The organism is Virgibacillus halodenitrificans, assembly GCF_001878675.1.
Classification (GTDB): Bacteria; Bacillota; Bacilli; order Bacillales; family Amphibacillaceae; genus Virgibacillus_Q; species Virgibacillus_Q halodenitrificans.
Genome location: NZ_CP017962.1, coordinates 3,542,566 through 3,566,351 on the forward strand (window position 1 = coordinate 3,542,566; position 23,786 = coordinate 3,566,351).

The following is a 23,786-nucleotide window of genomic DNA, read 5'->3' on the forward strand; positions in this document are numbered from 1 at the left end:
AAAAACACCTACCTTATTATTTATGCATTTTCGGATCAAATGCATCTCTTAAACCGTCCCCGATAAGGTTGAACGTAATCATAATGACTGAAATTAATACTGCAGGAAATACCAACAAGTAAGGGTATAATCGTAAGTTCTCAAATCCAGTGTTAATTAGTGTACCTAGTGATGCTTCTGGTGGCACTAACCCAAGTCCGATAAAGCTTAGAAAAGCTTCGAAGAAAATGGCACTAGGAATAGTGAACATGGTATTAATAATAATTATACCACTAATATTCGGAACTAAATGACGACTAATTATCTTACCATTGGAGGTTCCCAAGGTTCGTGCCGCAAGAACAAATTCCTGACTTTTCAGCTTCAATATTTCTCCTCGGACAATACGGGCCATTCCAATCCACCCAGTAATGGTCAGAGCGATAATAATAGAGAGAATACCTGGTTGTAGCACTAAGATCATTAATAGTATAACTACCAGGTTCGGTATTCCGACAAGTACTTCCAAAATTCGCTGCATGACGTTATCAACTCGTCCACCATAGAAGGCGGAAACTCCACCATATGCAACACCGATTACTAAATCAATTGCCGCTGCAACTAGAGCGATAATTAATGATACTCTTGTACCTAACCACAATCTTGTCCACTGGTCACGTCCCAGTGTGTCTGTTCCTAGCCAAAAATATTGATCATTCATATCTTTTGCTTCATAAATATGATACGTAGCTTGTACTTCAGCAGACTTCGCACTCCCGTCTCCCTTATCAAGCTCTTTTATATCAATAAAATCTGCATCATTACCATACCTGGCTACTGCGTTTTTCGTAGCTTCTTCTATGTCTTTACCTTTAAATTCATCTGTTAATGTACCATCAAAGCCTAGCCAAGAAATCTTTTCAAGTACTGGCACATGTGGTGGCATTTTCGCACGGGATAAATCTTGATCATCCAGTCCGTAGTCATTCATCCCCGGTCCTACAATACTCATAATAGAAATTATTATAAGTATGAATACACAGAGCATTGCTAATTTATTTTTAAAGAAGGTTCTCCTTGCATCCTGCATAAAGGTTCTGCTTGGACGGGAGATTTTATCACTTGTATCTTCTTTTCTTTCCAAAGGAACAAGAAGATCCTTTGGAACATTATTATTATTTTTATTTTCGTTATCCATTTAGCTCTCCCCTCCTGTAAGTCTGATTCTAGGGTCAATTAATACATATAGGAGGTCGATTACTAAAATTATTAGAACAAACAAGAAAGCAAATAAAAGTGTTGTTCCCATAATTGTTGGGTAATCATTAACCATAACTGATGTAACAAACTGCTCTCCAATTCCAGGAACAGCAAAGATTTTCTCGATAACTAGTGTACCAGTCATTAGACTAACAGCCATCGGGCCCATTACTGTTACTAGTGGGATTAAAGCATTACGGAGGCCGTGTTTAAAGATAATTCCATATTCGCTAACACCTTTTGCTCTAGCAGTTGTAATAAAATTGGAACCCATAACTTCGATCATTTCTGTACGTGTAAAACGTGCAGCAGTTGCCATTGGGAAAATCATTAATGCAACGGTTGGCAGTATGGTATGTTCAAACGTCCCCCATAATGCGACAGGGAACAATTCCCATTCAACTGCGAGGTAGCGCTGCAGTAATCCTGCAAACACAAAGGATGGAATAGAAGTACCTAACACAGCAAGTATTGTGGAGGTATAGTCCAGTGCCCCATTATGTGATATTGCGGCGATGAGTCCCAGGAGAATTCCTAAAAATGTTCCAATTAACAGTGCCTGTGCCCCTAACTGGGCGGACGGACCGATGCGATCCATTAATATTTTGGTTACAGGTGTATTGTCAAATGTAAATGAAATTCCTAAATCCCCTTTTACGAGACCACCAATATATCTGACATATTGTACGGGTACCGGGTCATTGAGGCCATATTTCTCTAATACAATTTCTCTTTGTTCTTCACTTAATTTATCTTCAGCTTTTAACGGGCTACCTGGCAGCATCTTCATCAGAAAGAATGATACGGTAGCAATAATGAACAATGTTACAGCCATATAAAGAATACGGCGTAGTATGTAACGAAACATTTCTGCACCTCCTGAATTTATGTCGAATCTTGTTGTAATTTATAAAATGTTCAATATTGTAAGACTTTTTAATTGCAGTGGAAAAGAGAGTATATGCCAAAGGGTCATACACTCTCTTCTCTGAAAGTAAAAGCATATTTTTTATTTAAAAATGTAATTATTTACTAACACTAGCCCACTTGTACTCGTAGTCCGGTCCGAATGGGTTAACGATAATTCCTTCAACACCTTGTCTCAACAACTGTGCAGAAGCTTTTTGGTAAACTGGTGCAATTGCTGCATCTTCAAATAGAACCTTTTCAGCTTCTAAGAAGTTTTGATATCTTGCTGGGTTATCAGTAGCAAGTGTTGTTTGTGCCTCTTCCAAAAGCTTATCGTATTCTTTATTGGAATAGCCCATTTTGTTATTTCCGCCATCTGTAATCCATAGGTTTAAGAAAGTGTATGGATCTAAGAAGTCAGGACCCCAACCGGAGAATTGAATATCATAATCCATGTTTGTATCTAAATCCAAGCGTTGCTCAAATGGAACCTGCTTTAAAGTAACTTTTAATCCATCAAGGTTAGTTTGAAGCTGGTTTGCTAGGTATTCGTTCATTTGCTTAGCAGTTTCACTGTCACCAGCAAGGAATTCAAGTTCAACAGAATCAGTTCCTAGCTCTTCTAAACCTTTTTTCCAATATTCTTTTGCCTTTTCAAGATCATATGTTACTAAGTCTCCACTTACTTCGCGGAAATCTTCTCCAGATTCAGGCATTGGAGTAAAGTTTGCTGGTACTAAACCATTAGCTACTAGAGATCCGTTATTAAGAATTTGATCAACTAATGCCTGTTTATCAAATGCGCGGCTAATAGCTGCACGGATGTTTGTATTTGCTAAAGCTTCGTTTCTAGTTTGATTCATTTTCAAATAGAAAACAGAAGTTTGCGGGTTTACAATATAGTCTTCATGGGTAGAATATTGATCAACTAGGTCAGAAGATAGACCAGCACGGTCAACTGTACCTGCTTCATAAAGATCTACCGCTGTTTGTGGATCTTTAACTACTTCATATGTGATTTTATCTAGAGAAACAGTTTCTGCATCCCAGTAATCTTCGTTCTTTGTAAGATTCCAAGAGCTTGAAGTGCTTTCCCAATCAGATAAAATAAATGGACCATTTGATAATAATGTATCTGTGCTAGTTGCATATTTATCGCCTTGTTCTTCAACAAACTTTTGGTTTAACGGTAAGAACGTTCCGAAAGTTGTTAATGACTCAAAGTATGGAGTTGGGTTTTCAAGTTCTACTACTAATGTATAGTCACCATCTGCTTTAACACCAAGTTCTTCAACTGGCTTATCGCCACCGTTAACAGCAGTTGCATTCTTAATAACTCCACCCATCATGTATGGTCCATATTCTGAACCAGTGTCAGGGTTTACAGCACGTTGCCATGCATAAACAAAGTCATGTGCAGTTACAGGGTCACCATTTGACCATTTTGCATCTTCACGTAAAGTAAATGTCCATGTTTTACCATCTTCACTTACTTTGTGATCATTTGCAATACCTTCAACCGGCTTACCATCTTCACCTAATCGGTAAAGACCTTCCATTGTAGCACCTAAAAATTCAAATGCATATTGGTCTGTTGCCATGGAAGCATCCATTGTTGGAATTGTATCTCCATTAAGAAGATTTAAGACTTGCTCTCCTGAAGCTTCTTCTCCTTCTGATGCAGAATCTTCAGTTTTTTCTTTGTTACCACTGTCTTCTGTGCCTTCTGAAGCGTCGTCTCCTCCGCCACAAGCCACTAAGAACACACTAAGCAGTAAACCTAGTGCCAAAAGTAATGACCATTTCAACTTCATAGTCAAAAGAACCCCCTTATTTTCTATTTTCTGATATTTTCGTAGATGAATTCTACTACAAGAAGTATACAATTATTTTTACAGTTTTGTAAAGTCTTTTTTTAAAATAGTGAAAAAACTATTACTATTTATTAAATTAATAAAGTCATGAAAACCCTTGATTGACAACGCTTTCATGAATAAGTGTTCACTACAAATTATTACAAAATTATTTCCAATTAAATCTATTTTCTATGATATAATGAGTAACAAATTACTATAAAAGGTGGAAATATATGCAACTCTTCATGAACAAATGGTTCTATTTCTTAGTAAATATTTTAGTAGTGACGCTTATCTTTTTTCTATTCACTCCTAAATATGATCTGGAGAACTATATAAACACATGGTTTTATGTTTTTCTCCTTTCACTTGTAGCAATTCTATTTCTATTTATTAAAAAGGGTGGCTTTTTTGACGGTCTGACCTTCTCTTTTAGAAGATTTGGTAGTATGATGTCAAAAAAGAAGAAAGACTATATGGGAGAATGGAAAGACAAACCTGCGCCATCTCAAACTATAAATACTACTTTTTACCGCAATCTCCGATTCCTAGTGTGGATGCAAATTGTTATTCTACTATTGCTAATGGCACTCTACTACACAATATAATTCAGTTTTTAAAAGAGCACAATGAGTCGAAAAGCCCATTATGCTCTCTTTTATATTAGTGAATTTATTATTTGCTTTACCGATTCTTCCTTTTTTATTTCACCTACACCTTGTCCAGCCCATAAGGATTGAAGATCCGCCAATGAAAATTCTTTTGCTGTAGCTCGTATATCTTTAGTCATCTCATTTTGCAAAGGAAATGGCAATGAGTTAAGCTTACTTTGTTCTAAATCATCAATAAAACGGTTCTTCACTGCTCGAGCTGGGCGACCGGAAAATGCTCTTGTTATTTGAGTATCCTCTGCTTCTGCCTGGATTAACGCATGACGATAAGCCGCATTTGTACCGGCTTCTCTAGCTATTAAAAATTTTGTGCCAAGCTGGACAGCACTTACCCCCATTGCTAGCAATCCTTTTATTTGCTCTCTTGTATGTATACCTCCTGCAGCTATAATAGGAAGTTGCAAATTTCCTTTAAATCTTTCCACTAAAGCTATTAAACCAAGATCAGCATTATCATTGAATCTATTTAAATCAAAGGTACTACGGTGCCCGCCTGCTTCATAACCTTGTGCCACAACTGCATCATAACCTGCTTCTTCCAACAGTTTTGCCTCATATACATTCGTTGCCATTCCTATCAGTTTCACCTGATTAGCTTTTAATCTTTCAATTAATGAGGCTGTTAACACGCCAAAAGCTGTACTGACAATTGGAATGTTTTCATCGAGTATTACTTGAATTTTTTCATGTAGATGATCTCTTACTTTAATCTCTCTGCTTCCTTCGTTAATAGAAAGTTCTTGCCTGTATTTATTAAGGAATTGTTGCATTTCAGCGACTTCGTTGGAATATGTTTCAAGATTTATGGCGAACACATTTACTGCAAATGGCTTAGAAGTTAGCATTTTCACTTGTTTGATTTCTTCTTTCAGCTTAGGTGCGCTCATATAACCGGCACCTATTGTACCAAGGCATCCATTCGTTGCTACGGCTGCTACTAATTCCGGTGTAGTAATTCCTCCGGCCATCCCTGCTTGAATGATAGGATGTGCAATGTTCATTTCTTTACAAAAATCCAACTCACTCACCTCACTAATCTAGAATTGTTTTACGGTCCTAATACAGATGCTAAGATACAACATTATCTCGTACATTCATAGTTGGAAATAATTGCTAACTAGAGTATATCTAATTTTAAGGAAGTGGATGAACCCATTGATTTCCGCTGCAGGGGGACGCTTTCCACCGGCATGGCTTCAGCCGCTTCCTTCGCTACGCTACGTCCAGGGTCTTCAGCTCATGCTATTCCGGTAGGAGTCGCCCCCTTCCGCTCCAATCAATTTGTATCAGCTTAAAACTCTAGAATACAGACTAGTATCGCCTGATTACTTTTAAGTGTATCACGCATACAAACAGGTAGGGTAGGATTCACCAAACCTGTACTTGAAATGTAAAAGTGAGTACATTTAAGCTTTTAATAATAATCCCATATATTTAAAAAAGTAAATCTAAGCGGAGGAAAATACGAAGACTTCTGGGGGAGATGAGGCATAGGTGAGACCCCGGAATGCGTTATATAGGGACTGGAAGGCTAAAGTCGCGACGTCCTGTCGCAACGCCTTCATGACCAACATCGTATTGGCCCGAGGCTCATCAGCCGCCCCCGAAAAGCGCAGTGTTTTCCGTAGCGATGGTGTACACACACTCAATATTTCTGTAAGGTTTCATCAAAAATGCTTTTCATACCCCAACATCTATTTTAGAACCGGTTTTATATAGAATATCATACCTATAAAAAAAGAGGATGCATTTAACTAATACATCCTCCTAAATTAAATTCTGCTTATGACTTATTACTGAATAAATATTCCATCATCGAATCAAATAGAGCAACATCATCAGTTACTAGAAATACTGGCAATAACATAATCGCCATTACTACAGCAAAATTAGCTACGAAAAACTTTGCCACCCCTCTTGCAACTGTTCTCATCTTCCCATCCCCCTTAAGTGTTTACTTGTAATTTATACGAATGTGGCTTGGTTAAGAACAAAATATGGTTCGCATTATAAATTTTCTTCTTTTATAAAAGTCACGGATATTATTTTCCCTTTTTTCCGTTTATAAAAACATAAAGAACCAGCCTGGGCAGGCTGGTTCTTTCATTAAATATTCAATAGTTCTCTAACATCATCTTCACTGAGACTGGATAGCATAGACTCTCCAGGCTGAATAACCTGGTCAATGAGCTCTCGTTTCTTTTGTTGTAAATCATAAATTTTTTCTTCGATGGTACCTTCAGCAATCAACCGAATGACCTGGACAACATTTTTCTGACCAAATCGATGAGCACGGCCTGTTGCCTGGTCCTCCACCGCCGGATTCCACCAAAGATCATACAAAATAACCGTATCTGCCCCAGTTAAGTTGAGGCCTGTGCCACCGGCTTTCAAGGAAATAAGAAAAACATCGTTTTCTCCATTGTTAAATCGTTCGCTCATTTCCACTCGTTCTTGTGATGGCGTCTGCCCGTGTAAGTAAAAGTAACCTATTCCTTCGTTCTCAAGTTTCGCACTAATGATTTCATGCATACTTGTAAACTGGGAGAAGATCAGCATGCGTTTTCCACTTTCCCTTGCAGTACGTATCGTCTCCATCAATTGCTCAAGCTTACCCGATTTCCCCTGATAATTTTCGATAAACAAGGAAGGATGACAGCATAGTTGGCGCAAGCGTGTTAATCCAGCAAGTATCTTCATCCGGTTTTTTTGAAAACCACTTTCCTGCATCGATTGGGCAGCTTCCTGTTGAAGTTGGCGATGATACCCAATATACAAATCCTTCTGTTCTTTGGTTAGTTCGGATACATGAACAGTTTCAATCTTATCCGGTAATTCCTTCAGTACATCTTTTTTGAGACGTCGAAGAATAAATGGTTTTGTAATCTTTGCTATTCTTTCATGAGACAATTGTTTGAATTTGCGATGATTTGGCATCAGCCCTGGCAATATAACCTGGAAAATAGCCCATAGCTCATCAATCGAGTTTTCTATTGGTGTGCCACTTAACGCAAATTTTCTTCCTGCTTTTATTTCACGTATTGCCCTTGATGTTTTCGTTGCGTAGTTCTTAATATATTGTGCCTCATCTAAGATGAGTGTCTGAAAGGTCAATTCCCGGTAATATTCAATATCCTGTCTGAGAGTAGCGTAAGAGGTAATCCAAACATCTGCTGCATCAATCGTGCCGGTAATTTTTTCTCTTCGCTCCTGAGGATTCCCTGTTAAGATAGCTACTTTCATCTCCGGTGAAAACTTTTCGCATTCATTCTTCCAATTATAAATAACGGAAGATGGTGCCACAATCAAGTGTGGATGCTCACTAGGCTCTGAAGCAATGTAGGCGATGCTCTGTAAGGTTTTTCCCAAGCCCATATCATCTGCCAATATGCCCCCTAGATGATAATGGCTAAGGGATTTAAACCATTGATACCCCGTTTGCTGGTAATTCCGCAACGTAGCCTGTAAGTTAGCTGGTAATGGGTATACTTGTTCTTCTGGTGATTTCAGTTGATGAAGCAGCTTGCGAAATGATGGATCATAATTTTTATTCGTTTCAATCATTTCATCTACCTGCGTACCACGATAGACCGGTACATGAATACTGCCATCTTGAAGATCATCTTTATTAATCTCCATATCACTAAAGAGCTGCTTCATGGAAGTAAAGTCTTCCCCTTCCAAGGAAAGCAGTGCGCCATTTTGCAGACGGTAATACCGCTTTTTTTCAATAACGGCATCAATAATTTTGTTTATCTCTGAGTCGTCTACACCTGCTATGTCAAAGCCAATTTCCAGTAAATTAGATGATGTTTCCAAATTTACTCTTGTACTGGGTACTGGGTCTGTTTCCATAATATAATTCCGTATATCTGAAGTCAGAAACAGTTCCACTTGGTCATCTAAAAGTGGAAGAACATGATACAAAAAGTCGTATATTTCTTCCTCTTCTTCTGCTGCCAAATACAGTTCTTTTCCGTTATATTTAAAATTTGCGTATTCAATAAGACGCATGATTTGTTGTTCTTTCTCTGTATCTCGAATAATAATAACATCGTGCTGCTCTCTGCCACTAAACGGATCTATTAATTGATCTCCATAGTGATATTCCAGCTTACCAATAATCCAATCACTTTTTACTTCGAGATACATTTTGGCGCGTAGGGGAACTTGAATGATTTCTTCTCTTACATTATTATCTATCGCTACATCCCCAATTTTCTTCAAAGAGGGAAGCACTTCTGATAAAAACGTGTCTGCTTGTTGTTTGGAGATCGGCAGTTCGAGATTATCCATTCCAAATTGACTAATTTGCTCAAGCACCGGGACCTGTTCTTTAGCAGGGCTATAAAATACACCTTTATGAAAAAATAATTCATATGCCGGAAGATAGGCCCCGTCGGATAGTTCATCCATTATTAAGGTTAAATCCTCTTTATCATTTTTAGAAATAGAAAAATGAAAAGGTAGACTATCTTTTTCTAATTGCACATGGGTAAAGGAAGTCCGTTCTGTGACGACGGTAAAATTCCGTTCAATCAATTTTTCCAAGAGATCTTCTGCAATTAAAGGAGGAAGGGTAATATACCTTCGATCATTTGCTGTCTTTTGATAATACATGTAAGAGTGGTCATTATAAATGGACTCATTTTTTAAAACAGCATGCAGCTTTTCAAAAATTTCTCTATCCTGAGGAAGAAAATGATGCGTATCAGGAAAATAGGTAAATGTTTTTGTGAAAAAGTGTTCGATATTATTTAAAACATGCTTAAGAAATTCATACGCATCCTTTACTACGTAACAGCGCTTCTCCCCAGTTTTTATTTCAATGGACAAGCTTTTGTCATAAGACAGGTGACAATAATACTCCACCTTCATTTCCTTCTTCTCCGGAAGAATCTCATTTTCAGCTGTTGGTTGTTGAATATCACTAAAAGCCCGGATAAATCGGTTGGTCATATTATAATCATAATCTGCAAAGGCTGGAGGTTTATTAGCGCTTCTATTGGCAATCGCTATTAATGTTGCAGCAACATGCTTACAGGAACCAAATGTTTCAAATGCCGGGCAATCACAATATGCTTCAATCGAACCATTGGAGAAATCCTTCATATTCAATTCTACAAAATAATCCTCAGAACCAATTACAGTCGCTGTCCATACACTATAGTTAATATCATATAAAAGGTCAGTAACCTTGTTATTCTTAAAGTAATCAAGTCCTCTTTTATAAATGACGGAAGGGAATAAACTTTGGATGTTGATATTACCGATACTTTTCAAAACGTTAGCAACCTACTTTCTAAGTCTTGTGTTCCTTCTATTGTATACGATCACAGCATGTTTTTAAACAAAACTGTTAATACCTTATAGATGATTACGGATGCCAGACTTTAGAATCAAATATACATAAAATAACATGGCAATTAAAACGGAACCAGCTGCTGTCACATAAATCGCTCCATAACCGGATAGTGAAGCAAGCTGGCCAAATGTCATTGCACCGATGCCTACCCCCAAGTCAAAAAATGAAAAAAAGGTAGCGTTAGCCATTCCTTTTCGATTGTTCGGAGATTTATCTACTGCCCATGCCTGTAATGCAGGTTGGACACTTCCAAACCCAAGCCCATAAATGGCTGCAGCAACTAACATAACCAGCATATTTGGCAACCAGGATAACAATAGCATTGCAATAAAAATACAGAGCGCACCTGGAAGGAATACATATAGATGTCCTTTATTATCATAAATCTTGCCAGCAAAGGTTCGTGAAATCATTAGAAAGGCTGCGTATACAAGGAAATACAGCTCGATACCATCTATATGCTCTTGAGCAGCATATAACGGCAAGAAAGAAGCAATTCCCCCAAATGTTACTGTAATAAAAAACAAGAGGATGGACGGCTGAATTGCGCTTTTTTCAAAAATATCAAATTTAATCGTAACAGCTTTATCCGGTGATTCTTCCACTTTTTTATAGTGAATTGTCATGGAAAGTAAAAATGCTACTAACCCCAGTCCTGCACAGATTAAGAACAGACTGGTAAACGAAATTACTCCAACAAGGGTCAAGCCAAGAGCAGGGCCAAATGCAAGAGCTAAATTACCGGACAAGCCAAAATATCCAAGGCCTTCCCCTCTTCGTTTCATTGGAATAATATCTGTAGCTATGGTGCTTGTTGCTGTAGTTGACAATCCCCAACCCGCACCTTGAACAATCCTCATAACCACCAGTAGTCCAATGCCTACAATGAAAGCATAGGAGCCAACAGAAATTACGAATACAGCTAAACCTATCATATAAACGAATTTCCTGCCTTTTGACTCCAGTGCATGTCCGGCATAGGGACGAAATAGTAAAGCGGAAAAGGTAAAAATACCAATAATAATACCTATCATCTGATCACTGCCGCCTAATTCCTTTATAAATAGAGGTAGTGTTGGCAATGTCATTTGAAAACCTAAAAATATAAAAAAGTTTGCCAGACAAACCAAAACAAAATCTTTTGTCCATATCTTGTCTGTCGCTCTATGATTTACTGCTTGTGAACTCATGTATATTTTCTTCCTTTCTTCGTTACTCGAAATATATTATACATGAGTGGGCTTAGAATAGAAATGGAACGACATTACCATTTTTCATTTATAAAAGGCACTTACGCTTTTGGTCCTTTATAGTCTTTTAACGGAAATAGCGTTTCTCATATTTTTTAATGCTTTATTTCCCAGGTCTTTTCTTGCAATCATTATATTTGTATATAGTGCATCCACAATACTTAACTGAGCAATTCTGGAAGATAATGCTTCTGAACGAAAATCTGTCTCCTCTGCCACAGTATATAATGCAATATCTGCTTCTTTGGTTAAAGGAGATTTAGCAAAATTGGTTATACTAATAATCTTTACCTCTTTATCCTTCAGCACCTGCAATACATCTAAAATATCTTTCGTTGAACCTGAATGGGAGATGAGAATAGCTACATCTTTCTTTGTTAGCTGAGAAGCAGCCATCAACTGCATGTGCGCATCCAAGGTTGAGTTTACATTTAATCCACTGCGAATAAACTTATGATAGGCATCCAGAGCTACAACTGCAGATCCTCCACTTCCAAAGAAGAAAATACGATCAGCCTTTAAAATGGTTTCGACAACTTTCTCCATTATATGCGAATCCATAATGTGCAATGTATCCTCCAAAGTTTTTACATTTGACCGGAATACTTTTTCGGTTACCATCCCCACACTGTCTCCATCACTTATCTTTTCATGAATATCTTTCATCGGTGTTACAATTTCAGCTGCAAGTGCAATTTTCAGAGCTTGATACCCCTTGAAGCCAACCCGTTGACAAAACCGAAACACAGTAGATTCAGCAACATTTAATTCGTCTGCGACCTGATTAATCGTGTGGTGAATAATTTTTTGGGGATCCTGCAAAATATAATCAGCGATCTTTTTTTCCTTTTCACTAAACTTCCCATAATTACTTCGTATTCCTGCTAATCCATACTTATTTGGTTCCATAATGAAATTCCTCTCTATTTTATTCCATAAAAACATTATAAACGAAAAAATTTTTTATGAAAACGCTTGATCAAGGAAAAATATTTGATATAATGAATGCGAAAAAGAAAAAAATTTCATCATTAGAGGTGACAAAATGAATATCGGATTAATTGGTCTCGGGAAAATGGGTAGAAATTTGGCTTTTAATCTAATGGACCATAATCATCACGTAGTTGGTTATGATGCAAATCGCTCCATTGGCGAAAATATAGCACATGAAAACTTCTCACTTGCAGATTCGTTGAAAGAACTTACGAACCAATTAGCTACTCCAAGAGTAATTTGGTTAATGGTTCCTGCAGGAAATATAACTGAAAAAGTAATTCAAGAAGTTTCTCCTCATCTGGACAAGGGCGATTCCATTATAGACGGTGGAAATTCAAATTATAAAGACACCTTAAACAGAAATAAAATTCTTTCTGAACAAGGTATTTATTTCTTCGACTGCGGTACAAGCGGTGGTATGGAAGGTGCGCGGAATGGCGCATGTACCATGATTGGAGGAAATGCAGAAAAGTTTACTCAAATCGAGCAACTATTCAGTGATATTTCCGTGGAAAACGGGTACTTATATACAGGAGAAACTGGAAGTGGGCATTTCTTAAAGATGGTGCACAACGGTATGGAGTATGGCATGATGCAATCCATTGCAGAGGGCTTTGAGATTCTCGATAAAAGTGAATTCAATTATGATTACGAGAAAGTGGCTAAGGTTTTTAACCACGGCTCCGTTATTCGCTCATGGCTAATGGAATTAGTAGAAAATGCTTTCTCAAAAGATGCTAATCTTGAACAGATCCGCGGAATTATGCATTCATCAGGAGAAGGTAAGTGGACAGTAGAATCAGCAATTGATCTGCAAGTGGCTGCTCCAGTAATTGCCCTATCTCTTATGATGCGCTATCGTTCCTTAGAAAACGATACATTTTCCGGCAAAGTAGTTGCTGCACTTCGGAATGAGTTTGGTGGGCATGAAACCGTAAAAAAATGAAACTGAGAGGAAACTGACTTATGAGGTTTCCTCCTCATCCCTGTGTTTTCGCAACAATTGTAAGCGGTTAAACAAACTCGCTTCATTGCATTAATATTGTGCAGTCACTTGGTGGCTTTGCAAAAGTTATTTTCATATAAAAAAAGATTAATAGAAAGAGGAGGAAGTAAAAATGGGTGATATTTCATTAATTATGATCGCGCTAGCTGGTATTTTTCTTTTATTATTTTTAGTTATCCGCACAAAGCTACACGCCTTTGTTGCATTATTGCTTGTAAGTTTAATTGTCGGGGTGGCAGCAGGCATGCCACTTTCAGGTGTTATTGATTCAATGGAAAGCGGCATGGGAGGAACGCTCGGCTTCGTAGCAGTTGTCGTTGGGCTTGGCGCCATGTTTGGTAAAATGCTTGAAGTCTCCGGGGGAGCTGAACGGTTAGCACAAACAATGATTGCTAAGTTCGGGGAAGACAAAGCGCAATGGGCTTTAGGAGTTACTGGCTTCCTAGTAGCTATTCCTGTTTTCTTTGATGTTGGCTTTATTATTCTAGTGCCGATTGTTTATGGATTGGCTAAGAAGACAGGAAAGTCATTACTTTATTATGGTATTCCGTTGCTAGCTGGTCTTGCAGTAACACATAGCTATATTCCGCCAACTCCAGGGCCCATTGCGGTCGCTGATTTAATTGGGGCTGATCTTGGTTGGGTAATTCTTTTTGGTGCAATCGCTGGGCTTCCTGCAATGATCATAGCCGGCCCGATTTTTGGTAAGTATATCGCTAATAAAATTCACGTGGGTATTCCGGATTATATGCAAATAGAAGAAACAGAGCATCAACAGGAACTACCAAGCTTTGCTATGATTGCTTCTTTAATTTTCATTCCATTAGTATTAATTCTTGCTAATACGTTGACTGGCGTTATATTAGAAGAAGGCAATGCAATTAGAAGCTTCTTTACTTTTCTGGGGCATCCCTTTGTTGCATTAACAATTGCAACATTATTGACCTTTTACTTCTTGGGTGTAAAACGAGGGTATAAGAAACAGGATGTTCAAGACATTGCAACAAAAGCATTAGAACCTGCAGGAATTATTATTCTAGTTACAGGCGCAGGTGGAGTTTTTAAGCAAGTATTAATTGATTCTGGAGTTGGAGATGTTTTAGGTGAAATGATGGTAAGCTCTGCACTACCACCTGTATTGCTCGCATTTTTAATCTCTACCGTCGTTCGTGTAGCTCAAGGATCTGCTACGGTTGCCATGGTTACTGCTGCAGGGTTAATATCACCTTTAATAGAAACAATGGGAATTACGGGACCATCCTTAGGCTTAATTGTTATTTCCATCGCTGCAGGTGCCACTATTTTCTCTCATGTTAACGACTCTGGTTTCTGGCTCGTGAACCGATATTTTGGTTTGGATGTGAAAGATACCCTTAAGTCATGGACCGTGATGGAAACATTAATTGCCCTTGTAGGGTTCGCAGTTGTATTTGTATTAAGTTTATTTATTGGATAAGCCGTGTAAGAAATCCTGCTCTTAACCCATGTAGGGCTATGCACATTACCTTTTGCTAAAAACTTATATGTAATACCTTATAAACAAACTACTGGAAAAAGAAGCATAACGTTTCTTTTTCCTTTTCCCATATAGGAGGTCCTTCATTATGAAGAACGAAAAATATTACCTTGGTGTAGATATTGGTACAACAAGTACAAAGGCAGTACTTTTTACAAAAACCGGCATCGTAATAACAAACCATACAATTAATTATCCTTTACACACACCGAACCCTTTAATAGCGGAACAGGATCCGGAGGAAATTTTCAATGCTGTGCTTGGCACAATACGTGAGACAATGAGGAAAAGTGATATTTCATCAGAACAACTAACACTCATTTCCTTCAGTTCTGCTATGCATAGCCTAATTGCTGTAGATGAGCAACATAATTTACTGACAAACAGTATTACTTGGGCAGATACCCGTAGTGCAACTCATGCAAAGAAAATAAAAGAAGAAATGAACGGCCATGAGATCTATTTACGAACTGGGACACCAATCCATGCAATGTCTCCACTCGCCAAACTTGTCTGGTTGCAGGATGAAAAGAAAGATATTTTTGATCAGGCAGCCAAATTTATCTCCATTAAAGAATATGTTTTTTATAAATTGTTTGGAAGGTATATCATTGACCATTCCATCGCCTCTGCTACCGGTATGTTTAATTTGGAAAAAATGAGTTGGGATGAAGAAGCTTTACTTGTGGCAGGCATTTCATCAGAACAGTTATCAACACCGGTACCAACTACCGAGATCATTAAAGGAACAGATAAGAAGCTGTGTGAGTTTATGGGTATTTCCCCCGACACACCTTTTGTAATCGGGGCAAGTGATGGTGTTTTATCGAATTTAGGTGTAAATGCAATTGACCCTGGAGTAATTGCTGTAACAATTGGTACAAGCGGAGCTATTCGCACTGTGTCCAATACACCGAGAACAGATCCCAAGGGACGCATATTTTGTTATGCTTTAACAGAAAATCATTGGGTTATTGGTGGCCCGGTTAATAATGGCGGAATGGTATTACGTTGGTTGCGCGATGAATTTGCTGCAGCCGAGGTAGAGACAGCGAAGCGACTAAGCATAGATCCATACGATGTTTTAACAAAAATAGCAAGTGGGGTTAATCCTGGTTCTGACGGCCTGCTTTTCCACCCATACATGACCGGGGAACGAGCACCATTATGGAATGCGAATGCGAGAGCTTCCTTCTTTGGCCTAAGTATCCATCACCAGAAACAACATATGATACGGGCTGTTTTGGAAGGTATTATCTACAATTTATATACCGTGCTTTTAGCATTAGAAGAGTTAACCGGAGAACCTAAAAGAATTCAAGCAACTGGCGGTTTTGCACGATCCCAAATGTGGCGCCAGCTCATGGCCGATATTTTTGACAAACAAGTCGTTGTTCCAGAAAGCTATGAAAGCTCATGTCTTGGAGCAATTGTGCTTGGTATGTATGCATTAAATGAGATTGACGATTTCAGTATCGTATCAGAAATGGTTGGCAAGACGCATACACATGAACCAGTAGAAGAAACAACGAATTTTTATCGTGAACTCTTACCCATTTATATACGCTTATCCCGCCTTTTTGAAGAAGAGTATGATAGTATTACAGAATTTCAACGAAAGCATATTAGTGCGGATAAGGCTTAATAATGTAAGGAAAAAAGCAACATGGCAGAGGCAAATTATTATAAGAATTGCCTCTGCCTCTTTATTTTGATAGCCATTAGCCCGAAGGAATCAAGCTATACACATGACAAAGTCTGAAAGCATCTAATTTACAATTGTTGTATAAGCAAATATAAGCCCGAAAATAGCAATAATCCATATGTCAGCCAACGAAACTTATCCTGATCAATCCACCTAAATAAGATTTGGCCTCCAATTAGTCCTACCAATACAATTGGTATCCCCCACATACTTGATACCCATACTTGTTGTGAGGTCCCAGAAACAATTAACTGAAGAGCCAAACTAACAAAGTAAATAAATAAGTAAAACGCCAACGTGGTAGCTCTTAGCTTTTCTTTAGTTGTGTCAGTACCTGAAAAATACAAAAGTATCGGCGGACCTGGCATGCCAATACTTGTTGTAAATGCACCAGAAACCCCACCTATCCAAAAATCCTTCTTCCCTGTTTGCGTTATCCGGAATTTCATGATTAACAATACAGTAAGAATTAGAATACTACCACTTACAAAATACTTCAAAAATATCAAATTGATGCTAGTAAACAGGAAAATGCCTATAGGTAATCCACCGATACTTCCAATGATCAGACGTTTAAGTATGGTGGTATCTACGTGTTTTTTCACATTTCTAATTAATAGAATGGAGATGAGCAAAGAAAGAATCAAATTAATTTGAATGGCATCTCTGGGCGCAAAAATTAAAAGTAAAAAAGGTGTAGCCATAATAGAAAAACCAAATCCCGTGCTTGTTTGAAGGATAGAAGCTATAAAGATAATACATATAAACAAAGCTACTTCCATGAAGGTACACTCCGATCAAATAAGAATTCAGGAATTATTATACACCCTTTCCTTTTATTCCGCTCTACATATACTGAAATTTCATTTAGAGGCATCCCTCCATTTAGAAAGTTATTTCGTATTTTTCTAACTATTTCGTGAATATACTTATTCTTTCTGGTACAATAGTAAAAACTTTTTAAAATAGGAGGATTTATGGAACCACAAAAAGAAGTAAACCAAGATTATTCAGTAAAACAGCAGAATAAATGGCAGATGCCAGATACCTATGTCATCTTATTTTTTGTATTATTACTAGGATTTCTCGCTACATATGTTTTGCCATCCGGTTTGTTTGAGAGAGAAACAATTGATGGAGTGGAACGAGTTATTCCAAATACATATCACGGAACAGATACTGCTCCTTTGGGTTTTTTTGATTTTTTCTATGCTATCCAGATGGGGATGGTTGAGTCTGCTGATATCATCTTCTTAGTCTTATTCACAGGGGGAATGTTTGAGATAATTGAACGCTCTGGGGCTTTAAATGGCGCGATTCATAGGGCAGTACATATTACACGCGGCAACGAATTTTGGCTGATTGCTATCGTATCTGCCATTTTTGCATTAACAGGGGCTGTGGGAGCTGTGGCTAACGCAGTTATCGCTTTTGTTATGGTAGGAGTTATTATCGCCAGAACATTAAAACTAGATCCTATTGTTGCTGTAGCAATTACATTCGGTGCCAACTTTGCGGGCTTCAGTGTTGGTTTTATTAACCCTTACACTGTCGGAATTGCTCAGGACATAGCAGGTCTTCCTTTATTCTCAGGAATGGTACTACGCATCATCGTATTCCTCGTAATACTGGCATCGCTAATCTGGTATACATGGCGTTATACAAAAAAACTTCTTAAAGATCCATCAAAAAGTTTTGCAGGAGCCTACGGTGATGATGAGGATGGTAATGAGCAAGAGTTAAATGCTCCGTTTACTACAAGGCATAAGCTCCTTCTTATATTTGTAGGATTAAGTTTGCTTTTCTTTGTCTATGGGTCTATTCAATTGAAATGGACGATTAATCATATGTCTGCTTTTTTTGTTTTTATCGCCATCGGAGCAGGCATTATTGCGGGAATGCACTATAATAAGCTTGCCGAAACCTTTCTATCTGGAACGAGAAAGTTAGTTTACGGTGCAATGGTAGTTGGACTTGCCAGATCCGTTATTGTTGTACTGGAGAACGGACAAATTTTGGATACAATTGTTTATGGAATTGCTGTGCCCTTAGAACATTTCCCGCCTGCAGTAGCAGCTATCGGTATGTTTATCTCCAATGGGGTTCTAAACTTCCTTGTCAATTCAGGTAGTGGGCAGGCAATGATTGCGATGCCTATGCTAGCGCCTCTTGCGGATATGGTGGGAGTGACAAGACAAGTAGCTGTACAAGCATACCAATTTGGGGACGGTCTAACAAATTTAATTTTCCCTACATCAGGGATTTTGATGGCAAGCCTAGCTGTCGCTAATTTATCTTGGACCAAATGGTTGAAATGGATTATGCCATTATTTTTCATTTGGCTTGCTATTGCTGTTATTACCTTAGTTACGGGCGTTTTGATAAATTGGGGACCTTTCTAATTAAAAAAACTCAAGTGCCTGAAGTAAAGAAGGCAGGCTAATTTTGTCCCTTTAGCATGGAACACTTTCCACTAGAATAGTTTTTCAGCAATAAATGAAGCCGGCCAAGTTAGCCGGCTTCGTTTATTTATTCACCTATCACACCACAAGCAATACGTTCACCTGCATCTCCGGAAGGCTGCGATTTATAATCATCGGCTCCTGAATGAATAACAAGTGCTGTCCCTCCCTCCTTAAATAAAGAGTTCGCTTCACCTTTTTTCAGTGTAACCATGTCTGCCAAACGTTCTGTCTGAACGGTCCCATCTTCTCCTACTTCAATATTTTTCATATCTCCTGCATGCGGCCCCTCAGGTACATCAAATCCGTGCTTGGCATCTGTCGGATTAAAATGCCCACCTGCAGATTTAAAATCAGGCGCTTCACAGGCCCCCTTTTCATGAATATGGAATCCATGCGTGCCTGCCGGAAGCTTTTCTCCTTCAAGGGCAACATGAACCCCTTCTTCATCTTCTGTCAACGTTGCTGTTGCTACTACCTCTCCATCCTTATTTTTTAAAGAGACAAGTACATCCTCTTTATCTGTTGAGTCTGACTTATTCTGATCTGCCATCGTTTCCGACGATTCTTCATTCTCTTGGTTGTTATCTTTATTAGGCTTTTCTTCTTCGTTTCCACCACAGGCTGCTAGAACCATTATCAACAAAACTGAAAATACTAGTAAAAGTGAACGCTTCATTTTACGAACTCCCTTCCTGATTGTTACTAGTATCTTCCTCTATTTTAAAGAAAATTAAACCTTTTTTGAGCTAATTCGTTCTTTTTCCTTATACAATAAATAAATGAGTAGTAATTGAGGCGTAATTTGTCTATTTAGATTGTTGATTTTATTAGTAGTCATATACCTATTTACTTAGATAAAGTATGTTAATTTTTAACCCACATTAATCAAAAGAAAATGCACATGCGTGTAATGTAGTTTCTTAACACATGGAAATTCAAACAAACCGAACGTTTAAATACATCGTCCGGTTTGTACTAAAGCATATATAAATTGTTATCCATCTTTTAAATTGGTTCCACCTTTACACTAGTGCTGCTTCCTTTTTATGTTTTTTATTAATTGGTTTATGGTCTTTTAAGAAAGGAATAATCCATCTGTCTAAACCATATTTACCAGCATTATACCCAGCTACGATCAAAAATACTGTAATTAAAACCATTTGGGCATTCGTGCTAACTGTACCACTGAATAAGAATGCAAAGTTCATAATTATGCCCATCAATGCTGCGAAATTAGTAAAGATCCCTAGAATAAGTGCAATTCCTACTAAAAACTCTCCCCACATTACGATAAAAGTAAATAATTCAGCATTTGGAATAGCTATAGCTTCTAAAAATGCGGCCCACCAGCCTTGAACTGCCGGGTGTTCGCCACTTGCACTTGCTACTGCGCCATGCAAGAAACCAGTCGCATCAAATTCTCCCCCAGTTATTTTACCGTATCCGGCTGTCAACCATTGGTAACCAATATAAACCCTTAGAAAAGTCAATATTCCCGCAGCTATCTTATTATTCCTAATAAAATCTACAAACATTTTATTCATCTCCTTTTCTATTATGTTCAATATTTCACAATATATATTGTATTGTACCTCCTTGGTACATTTATATAATAACATTATTTTAAGTCTTTGTATATAATTATTGTGAAATATTTCACATATACTTACTATATTATGGCAATTTTGTTAACGTGGTATCGGATAATCCTGCGGAATTCTACAACGAGCATATATACAGAATAATAATTGACTTCTTTACTCAACATATATACTGTATATATAAACATACACAGTATAACACTATTTGAATTAGGAAAGACCGAAAGCAGCGCCCTCTATCGTAAAGAGAAAACTATACGCTTTAACAGCTTTAACTAATTGTCACGTTTACTATTTTCACTAATATTAGTAGATCACAATTTAAAATAAGGGGTGTTTAAGGTGGAATTACCTATCTCCATTTCCAAAGACTCAAGAGAACCTATTTATCATCAAATCGAAAACCAATTAAAAGCGTTAATTGCTGGAGGACATTTACCAGCAGATACACCTTTGCCTTCCATCCGAGCTTTAGCAAAAGACATGGAAACAAGTATGATCACTATTCGAAGAAGCTATCAAAATTTAGAACATCAAGGATTTATAAAAACAATACAGGGCAAAGGCACCTTTGTCGCCCATATTAAAACAGAATTGAAGCAACAGGTGAAAATCTCTACTGTATATTATGAAATCGAAAAAGCAATCAATATTGCATTTGATTATGATTACAACGAAAAGCAGATTCAAGAAATATTTTTTGAAGTACTCTCTTCGTACAAGAAAAATGGAAGCTGAAATATGAATTAGTTGATAAAAATCTCACACTAAAAAAGACGGTAACCACTCGTTCGTTAGGGTTTTTATTAAAATTCTAATATTATGAAACTAACTGACTACTTCTACGTATTAAAACATAGGCATATGGTGAGAGCACTTGGGAAAGAAAAACTGCAACAAGGCTAATAAATTTATTGGGAATTTATCCCAATGCATGAGCTGAAAATACAGGAAAATTCACAGACTCACTTATATTTACCACACTATCTACGAAGGAGGGATTGTTAATGGAAGCATTGTTAACAGTAAACAAATTGGGGAAATCTTTTAAAGACAAACAGATCATTTCTGATATATCTTTTGAGGTTCGCAAAGGGGAAATTATGGCCATACTTGGACCAAATGGTGCTGGCAAGTCAACTACCATTCGAAACATTATGGGGATAATGTATCCAGATGAGGGTTCTATTACCTTTACGAACAGTACTGGTAAAGATATTCCAAGACATAAAATTGGTTATTTACCGGAAGAACGTGGATTATACAAAAATGTAAAAGTGATGGATATATTATTGTATTTAGCTGAATTAAAGGACTATCCACAAGCAAAAGCAAAGCAGCGGGCACTTGATTACTTAAAGAAATTTGATCTGGAAGGGAAAGAGAAAGTATCAGTAGAGGAGCTTTCTAAAGGGATGGGGCAGAAGGTTCAATTTATTGCGTCCATTCTACACGAACCGGAACTTCTTATATTAGATGAGCCATTTTCCGGATTAGACCCTGTGAGCCAGGAATTGTTTAAACAAGAAATAAAAGAACTTGCCGAAAAAGGGACAGCTATATTACTATCCTCCCATCAAATGAATTTAGTAGAAGAAATGGCAAATCGTTTGTTTATGATTCACAGGGGACAGAAAGTTATTTACGGATCGATGGAAGAGGTTAAAACAACATATGCAAATTTCAAATGCACCATTAGTGGCATAAATAATTTGGATATTCTTCAAACAATACCCGAGGTACTACGAATTGAACAACAGGAAGATATATCTGTTCTTTACCTTGAACAGGCTGTTCAACCGACTTTATGGTTAAAGCAATTGCCGAATGAGTTAGTCGTTCATGAATTAACAATGGACCGTGTTTCGTTGCATGAAATATTTATAGATATTGCTACAGATAAAAATATGCTAAAAGAAACAGGTGAAGTATATGCGTAATACCATGAAGGTTGCCAAGTGGGAAATAAAGCGAAACCTGAAGAATAAAACGTTTTTAATCGGGTTATTCCTGACCCCGGTCCTTATTATTGGATTTATGCTTTTGGGTAGTCTTTTTGGTGATGATCCAGCTGATACAGAACAGGAAACAACCAGAGTGTTTGTAAATGATCAGCTCGGTGTATTTCCTGAACTTCAAGAAAGTGTGAATCAGAATAAATTACCTTGGGATCTATTGCAAACCGACCTAACCGAAAAAGAAGTAGCTGCAGAAGCAGAACTAAGTGAGAATACGGCATACATATTTATCGATGAACGCGCGATGCAAGAAGGTAATGTTCCTGTTTATCTCAGTGAGGAAATTCCTCCTTTTTTTTCAAATGAATTGCAACTATTATCTTCTCCTCTACAGTCAATGCAAATGGAAGAACTCGGAATAACCGAAAAACAGCTTGCTGTTATCTCAAAAGGGTTCCACTTTAACGAGCAATCGCCAGGAGAAAATATTAATACTACTTCTACAGAAGAAGAAACCAGCTTAGGTGAAAATCCAATAGAAGATCTAGCCCCAGGAGCATTTGCAGGCTTTATTATGCTTTCCATCGTATTTACGGGTATGGCTATATTTCAAAGTGCCTCACAGGAAAAGAAAGATAAAATTGCTGAGATTATTCTTTCATCTCTTACACCAGCAGAGCTTATGCAAGGGAAAATAATCGGTTATTTTGTACTTGGCTTAATTCAAGCAGTTGTATCAATTACTTTGCTTTTTCCTTTTCTTTTATGGAAAATAGATTTACCAATTATAGAGTATATCTTTGTACCAGAGCTTATCCTATTATTAGTTATTGCAATCCTTGGTTTTTTACTATTTGCCTCTCTGTTTGTTGGAATTGGAGCTACAATGGCAGATATCACTACAGCTGGAAATTTTCAAGGTATGGTTATGATGCTTCCTTTCCTTCCTTTTATCTTTATCGGACCTGTAATCAGTGATCCAACTGGTCTAATGGCTCAAATTGGAACCTACATCCCATTTACATCGCCGGGTGTTTTACTGTTACGGTTAACTATTATGGAGGAATGGCCATGGGTAGAAATTGTGATTTCTTTAGCTATATTAATAGTTAGTGTTTGGCTTGCAATGAAGTTGGCTGGAAAAATATTTAAAGTAGGTATTTTAATGTATGGAAAGAATGCAACTCCCGGGGAAATATGGAAATGGATTCGGGCGTAATTATAATAGAGGCAGAGGCTGGATAATTTC

The 23,786-nt window shown here is 37.6% G+C and carries 19 protein-coding genes; 8 read left to right on the forward strand and 11 right to left on the reverse strand.

The genetic code is table 11. From position 1 onward, the window contains the following. Window positions 1-16: 16 nt before the first annotated feature. The 3 genes from opp3C to BME96_RS17495 form a co-directional block, all read right to left on the reverse strand. Complete coding sequence (gene opp3C, locus BME96_RS17485; protein ID WP_019377366.1) at window positions 17-1,177, reverse strand: oligopeptide ABC transporter permease; 1,161 nt, start codon at window positions 1,175-1,177, stop codon at window positions 17-19. Then, window positions 1,178-2,107 carry an oligopeptide ABC transporter permease gene (opp3b, locus tag BME96_RS17490; RefSeq protein ID WP_019377367.1) on the reverse strand — a complete coding sequence of 310 codons (930 nt, stop codon included), beginning with the start codon at window positions 2,105-2,107 and terminating at the stop codon, window positions 1,178-1,180. Between the two features lie 157 nt (window positions 2,108-2,264). Then, on the reverse strand, window positions 2,265-3,962 hold the full coding sequence (locus tag BME96_RS17495) for a peptide ABC transporter substrate-binding protein (RefSeq protein ID WP_019377368.1): 1,698 nt from the start codon (window positions 3,960-3,962) through the stop codon (window positions 2,265-2,267). Window positions 3,963-4,237: 275 nt separating this feature from the next. Between BME96_RS17495 and BME96_RS17500 the strand changes: the two genes are divergently transcribed. Continuing rightward, window positions 4,238-4,612 (forward strand): DUF3899 domain-containing protein, encoded by a 375-nt coding sequence (locus BME96_RS17500; RefSeq protein WP_060679759.1) that lies wholly within the window; start codon window positions 4,238-4,240, stop codon window positions 4,610-4,612. Between the two features lie 50 nt (window positions 4,613-4,662). Here BME96_RS17500 and BME96_RS17505 read toward each other — a convergent pair whose 3' ends face one another. The 5 genes from BME96_RS17505 to BME96_RS17520 all read right to left on the reverse strand — a co-directional run bounded on the left by BME96_RS17505 (window position 4,663) and on the right by BME96_RS17520 (window position 12,199). Beyond that, window positions 4,663-5,694 carry an NAD(P)H-dependent flavin oxidoreductase gene (locus BME96_RS17505; protein WP_019377370.1) on the reverse strand — a complete coding sequence of 344 codons (1,032 nt, stop codon included), beginning with the start codon at window positions 5,692-5,694 and terminating at the stop codon, window positions 4,663-4,665. A gap of 764 nt (window positions 5,695-6,458) precedes the next feature. After that, window positions 6,459-6,608, reverse strand: coding sequence for a hypothetical protein (locus BME96_RS19700; protein ID WP_156036061.1), 150 nt, complete (start codon window positions 6,606-6,608; stop codon window positions 6,459-6,461). Window positions 6,609-6,781: 173 nt separating this feature from the next. Beyond that, window positions 6,782-9,958: a DEAD/DEAH box helicase gene (locus tag BME96_RS17510; protein WP_071649766.1), complete on the reverse strand. Its 3,177-nt coding sequence runs from the start codon at window positions 9,956-9,958 to the stop codon at window positions 6,782-6,784. Between the two features lie 84 nt (window positions 9,959-10,042). Continuing rightward, entirely contained in the window at window positions 10,043-11,230 is a 1,188-nt protein-coding gene (locus BME96_RS17515; RefSeq protein ID WP_071649767.1) for an MFS transporter, read from the reverse strand. Window positions 11,231-11,347: 117 nt separating this feature from the next. After that, window positions 11,348-12,199: a MurR/RpiR family transcriptional regulator gene (locus BME96_RS17520; RefSeq protein WP_071649768.1), complete on the reverse strand. Its 852-nt coding sequence runs from the start codon at window positions 12,197-12,199 to the stop codon at window positions 11,348-11,350. 136 nt (window positions 12,200-12,335) lie between these two features. Here BME96_RS17520 and gnd point away from each other — a divergent pair, with 136 nt between their 5' ends. The 3 genes from gnd (at window position 12,336) to gntK (ending at window position 16,453) form a co-directional block, all read left to right on the forward strand. After that, window positions 12,336-13,232 (forward strand): phosphogluconate dehydrogenase (NAD(+)-dependent, decarboxylating), encoded by an 897-nt coding sequence (gene gnd, locus BME96_RS17525; RefSeq protein ID WP_040956629.1) that lies wholly within the window; start codon window positions 12,336-12,338, stop codon window positions 13,230-13,232. Between the two features lie 172 nt (window positions 13,233-13,404). Further along, window positions 13,405-14,748, forward strand: a complete 1,344-nt coding sequence (locus tag BME96_RS17530) for a GntP family permease (protein WP_071649769.1) — start codon at window positions 13,405-13,407, stop codon at window positions 14,746-14,748. A 148-nt stretch (window positions 14,749-14,896) separates the two neighbouring features. Then, entirely contained in the window at window positions 14,897-16,453 is a 1,557-nt protein-coding gene (gntK, locus tag BME96_RS17535) for a gluconokinase (protein WP_071649770.1), read from the forward strand. Between the two features lie 128 nt (window positions 16,454-16,581). Here the strand turns inward: gntK and BME96_RS17540 are convergent, their stop codons facing one another. Continuing rightward, the gene (locus BME96_RS17540) at window positions 16,582-17,295 is read right to left on the reverse strand and encodes a sulfite exporter TauE/SafE family protein (RefSeq protein ID WP_019379307.1); all 714 of its coding nucleotides are present in this window, start codon (window positions 17,293-17,295) and stop codon (window positions 16,582-16,584) included. Window positions 17,296-17,490: 195 nt separating this feature from the next. Here BME96_RS17540 and BME96_RS17545 point away from each other — a divergent pair, with 195 nt between their 5' ends. Further along, window positions 17,491-18,915, forward strand: coding sequence for a YfcC family protein (locus BME96_RS17545; RefSeq protein ID WP_060679751.1), 1,425 nt, complete (start codon window positions 17,491-17,493; stop codon window positions 18,913-18,915). A gap of 127 nt (window positions 18,916-19,042) precedes the next feature. Here BME96_RS17545 and BME96_RS17550 read toward each other — a convergent pair whose 3' ends face one another. Beyond that, a complete protein-coding gene (locus BME96_RS17550; RefSeq protein ID WP_071649771.1) occupies window positions 19,043-19,654 on the reverse strand; it encodes a superoxide dismutase family protein in 612 nt (203 codons plus the stop codon). 346 nt (window positions 19,655-20,000) lie between these two features. Next, window positions 20,001-20,513 (reverse strand): DoxX family protein, encoded by a 513-nt coding sequence (locus BME96_RS17555; protein WP_019379304.1) that lies wholly within the window; start codon window positions 20,511-20,513, stop codon window positions 20,001-20,003. A gap of 408 nt (window positions 20,514-20,921) precedes the next feature. On the opposite strand from BME96_RS17555, the gene BME96_RS17560 reads away from it, so the two are divergent. From BME96_RS17560 to BME96_RS17570, 3 genes are all read left to right on the forward strand, one after another. Beyond that, window positions 20,922-21,317 (forward strand): GntR family transcriptional regulator, encoded by a 396-nt coding sequence (locus BME96_RS17560; RefSeq protein WP_019379303.1) that lies wholly within the window; start codon window positions 20,922-20,924, stop codon window positions 21,315-21,317. Between the two features lie 269 nt (window positions 21,318-21,586). Then, window positions 21,587-22,519: an ABC transporter ATP-binding protein gene (locus BME96_RS17565; protein ID WP_071649772.1), complete on the forward strand. Its 933-nt coding sequence runs from the start codon at window positions 21,587-21,589 to the stop codon at window positions 22,517-22,519. Beyond that, window positions 22,512-23,756 (forward strand): ABC transporter permease, encoded by a 1,245-nt coding sequence (locus BME96_RS17570; RefSeq protein ID WP_071649773.1) that lies wholly within the window; start codon window positions 22,512-22,514, stop codon window positions 23,754-23,756. Before BME96_RS17565 ends, BME96_RS17570 begins: the two co-directional genes overlap by 8 nt. Window positions 23,757-23,786 lie beyond the last annotated feature (30 nt).

What these genes read in the sequence shown, in the direction of transcription:
- opp3C (WP_019377366.1), bottom strand. Translation starts at nt 1,177, where the DNA reads ATGGATAACGAAAATAAAAATAATAATAATGTTCCAAAGGATCTTCTT.
- opp3b (WP_019377367.1), bottom strand. Translation starts at nt 2,107, where the DNA reads ATGTTTCGTTACATACTACGCCGTATTCTTTATATGGCTGTAACATTG.
- BME96_RS17495 (WP_019377368.1), bottom strand. Translation starts at nt 3,962, where the DNA reads ATGAAGTTGAAATGGTCATTACTTTTGGCACTAGGTTTACTGCTTAGT.
- BME96_RS17500 (WP_060679759.1), top strand. Translation starts at nt 4,238, where the DNA reads ATGCAACTCTTCATGAACAAATGGTTCTATTTCTTAGTAAATATTTTA.
- BME96_RS19700 (WP_156036061.1), bottom strand. Translation starts at nt 6,608, where the DNA reads ATGAGAACAGTTGCAAGAGGGGTGGCAAAGTTTTTCGTAGCTAATTTT.
- BME96_RS17515 (WP_071649767.1), bottom strand. Translation starts at nt 11,230, where the DNA reads ATGAGTTCACAAGCAGTAAATCATAGAGCGACAGACAAGATATGGACA.
- BME96_RS17520 (WP_071649768.1), bottom strand. Translation starts at nt 12,199, where the DNA reads ATGGAACCAAATAAGTATGGATTAGCAGGAATACGAAGTAATTATGGG.
- gnd (WP_040956629.1), top strand. Translation starts at nt 12,336, where the DNA reads ATGAATATCGGATTAATTGGTCTCGGGAAAATGGGTAGAAATTTGGCT.
- BME96_RS17530 (WP_071649769.1), top strand. Translation starts at nt 13,405, where the DNA reads ATGGGTGATATTTCATTAATTATGATCGCGCTAGCTGGTATTTTTCTT.
- gntK (WP_071649770.1), top strand. Translation starts at nt 14,897, where the DNA reads ATGAAGAACGAAAAATATTACCTTGGTGTAGATATTGGTACAACAAGT.
- BME96_RS17540 (WP_019379307.1), bottom strand. Translation starts at nt 17,295, where the DNA reads ATGGAAGTAGCTTTGTTTATATGTATTATCTTTATAGCTTCTATCCTT.
- BME96_RS17545 (WP_060679751.1), top strand. Translation starts at nt 17,491, where the DNA reads ATGGAACCACAAAAAGAAGTAAACCAAGATTATTCAGTAAAACAGCAG.
- BME96_RS17550 (WP_071649771.1), bottom strand. Translation starts at nt 19,654, where the DNA reads ATGAAGCGTTCACTTTTACTAGTATTTTCAGTTTTGTTGATAATGGTT.
- BME96_RS17555 (WP_019379304.1), bottom strand. Translation starts at nt 20,513, where the DNA reads ATGTTTGTAGATTTTATTAGGAATAATAAGATAGCTGCGGGAATATTG.
- BME96_RS17565 (WP_071649772.1), top strand. Translation starts at nt 21,587, where the DNA reads ATGGAAGCATTGTTAACAGTAAACAAATTGGGGAAATCTTTTAAAGAC.
- BME96_RS17570 (WP_071649773.1), top strand. Translation starts at nt 22,512, where the DNA reads ATGCGTAATACCATGAAGGTTGCCAAGTGGGAAATAAAGCGAAACCTG.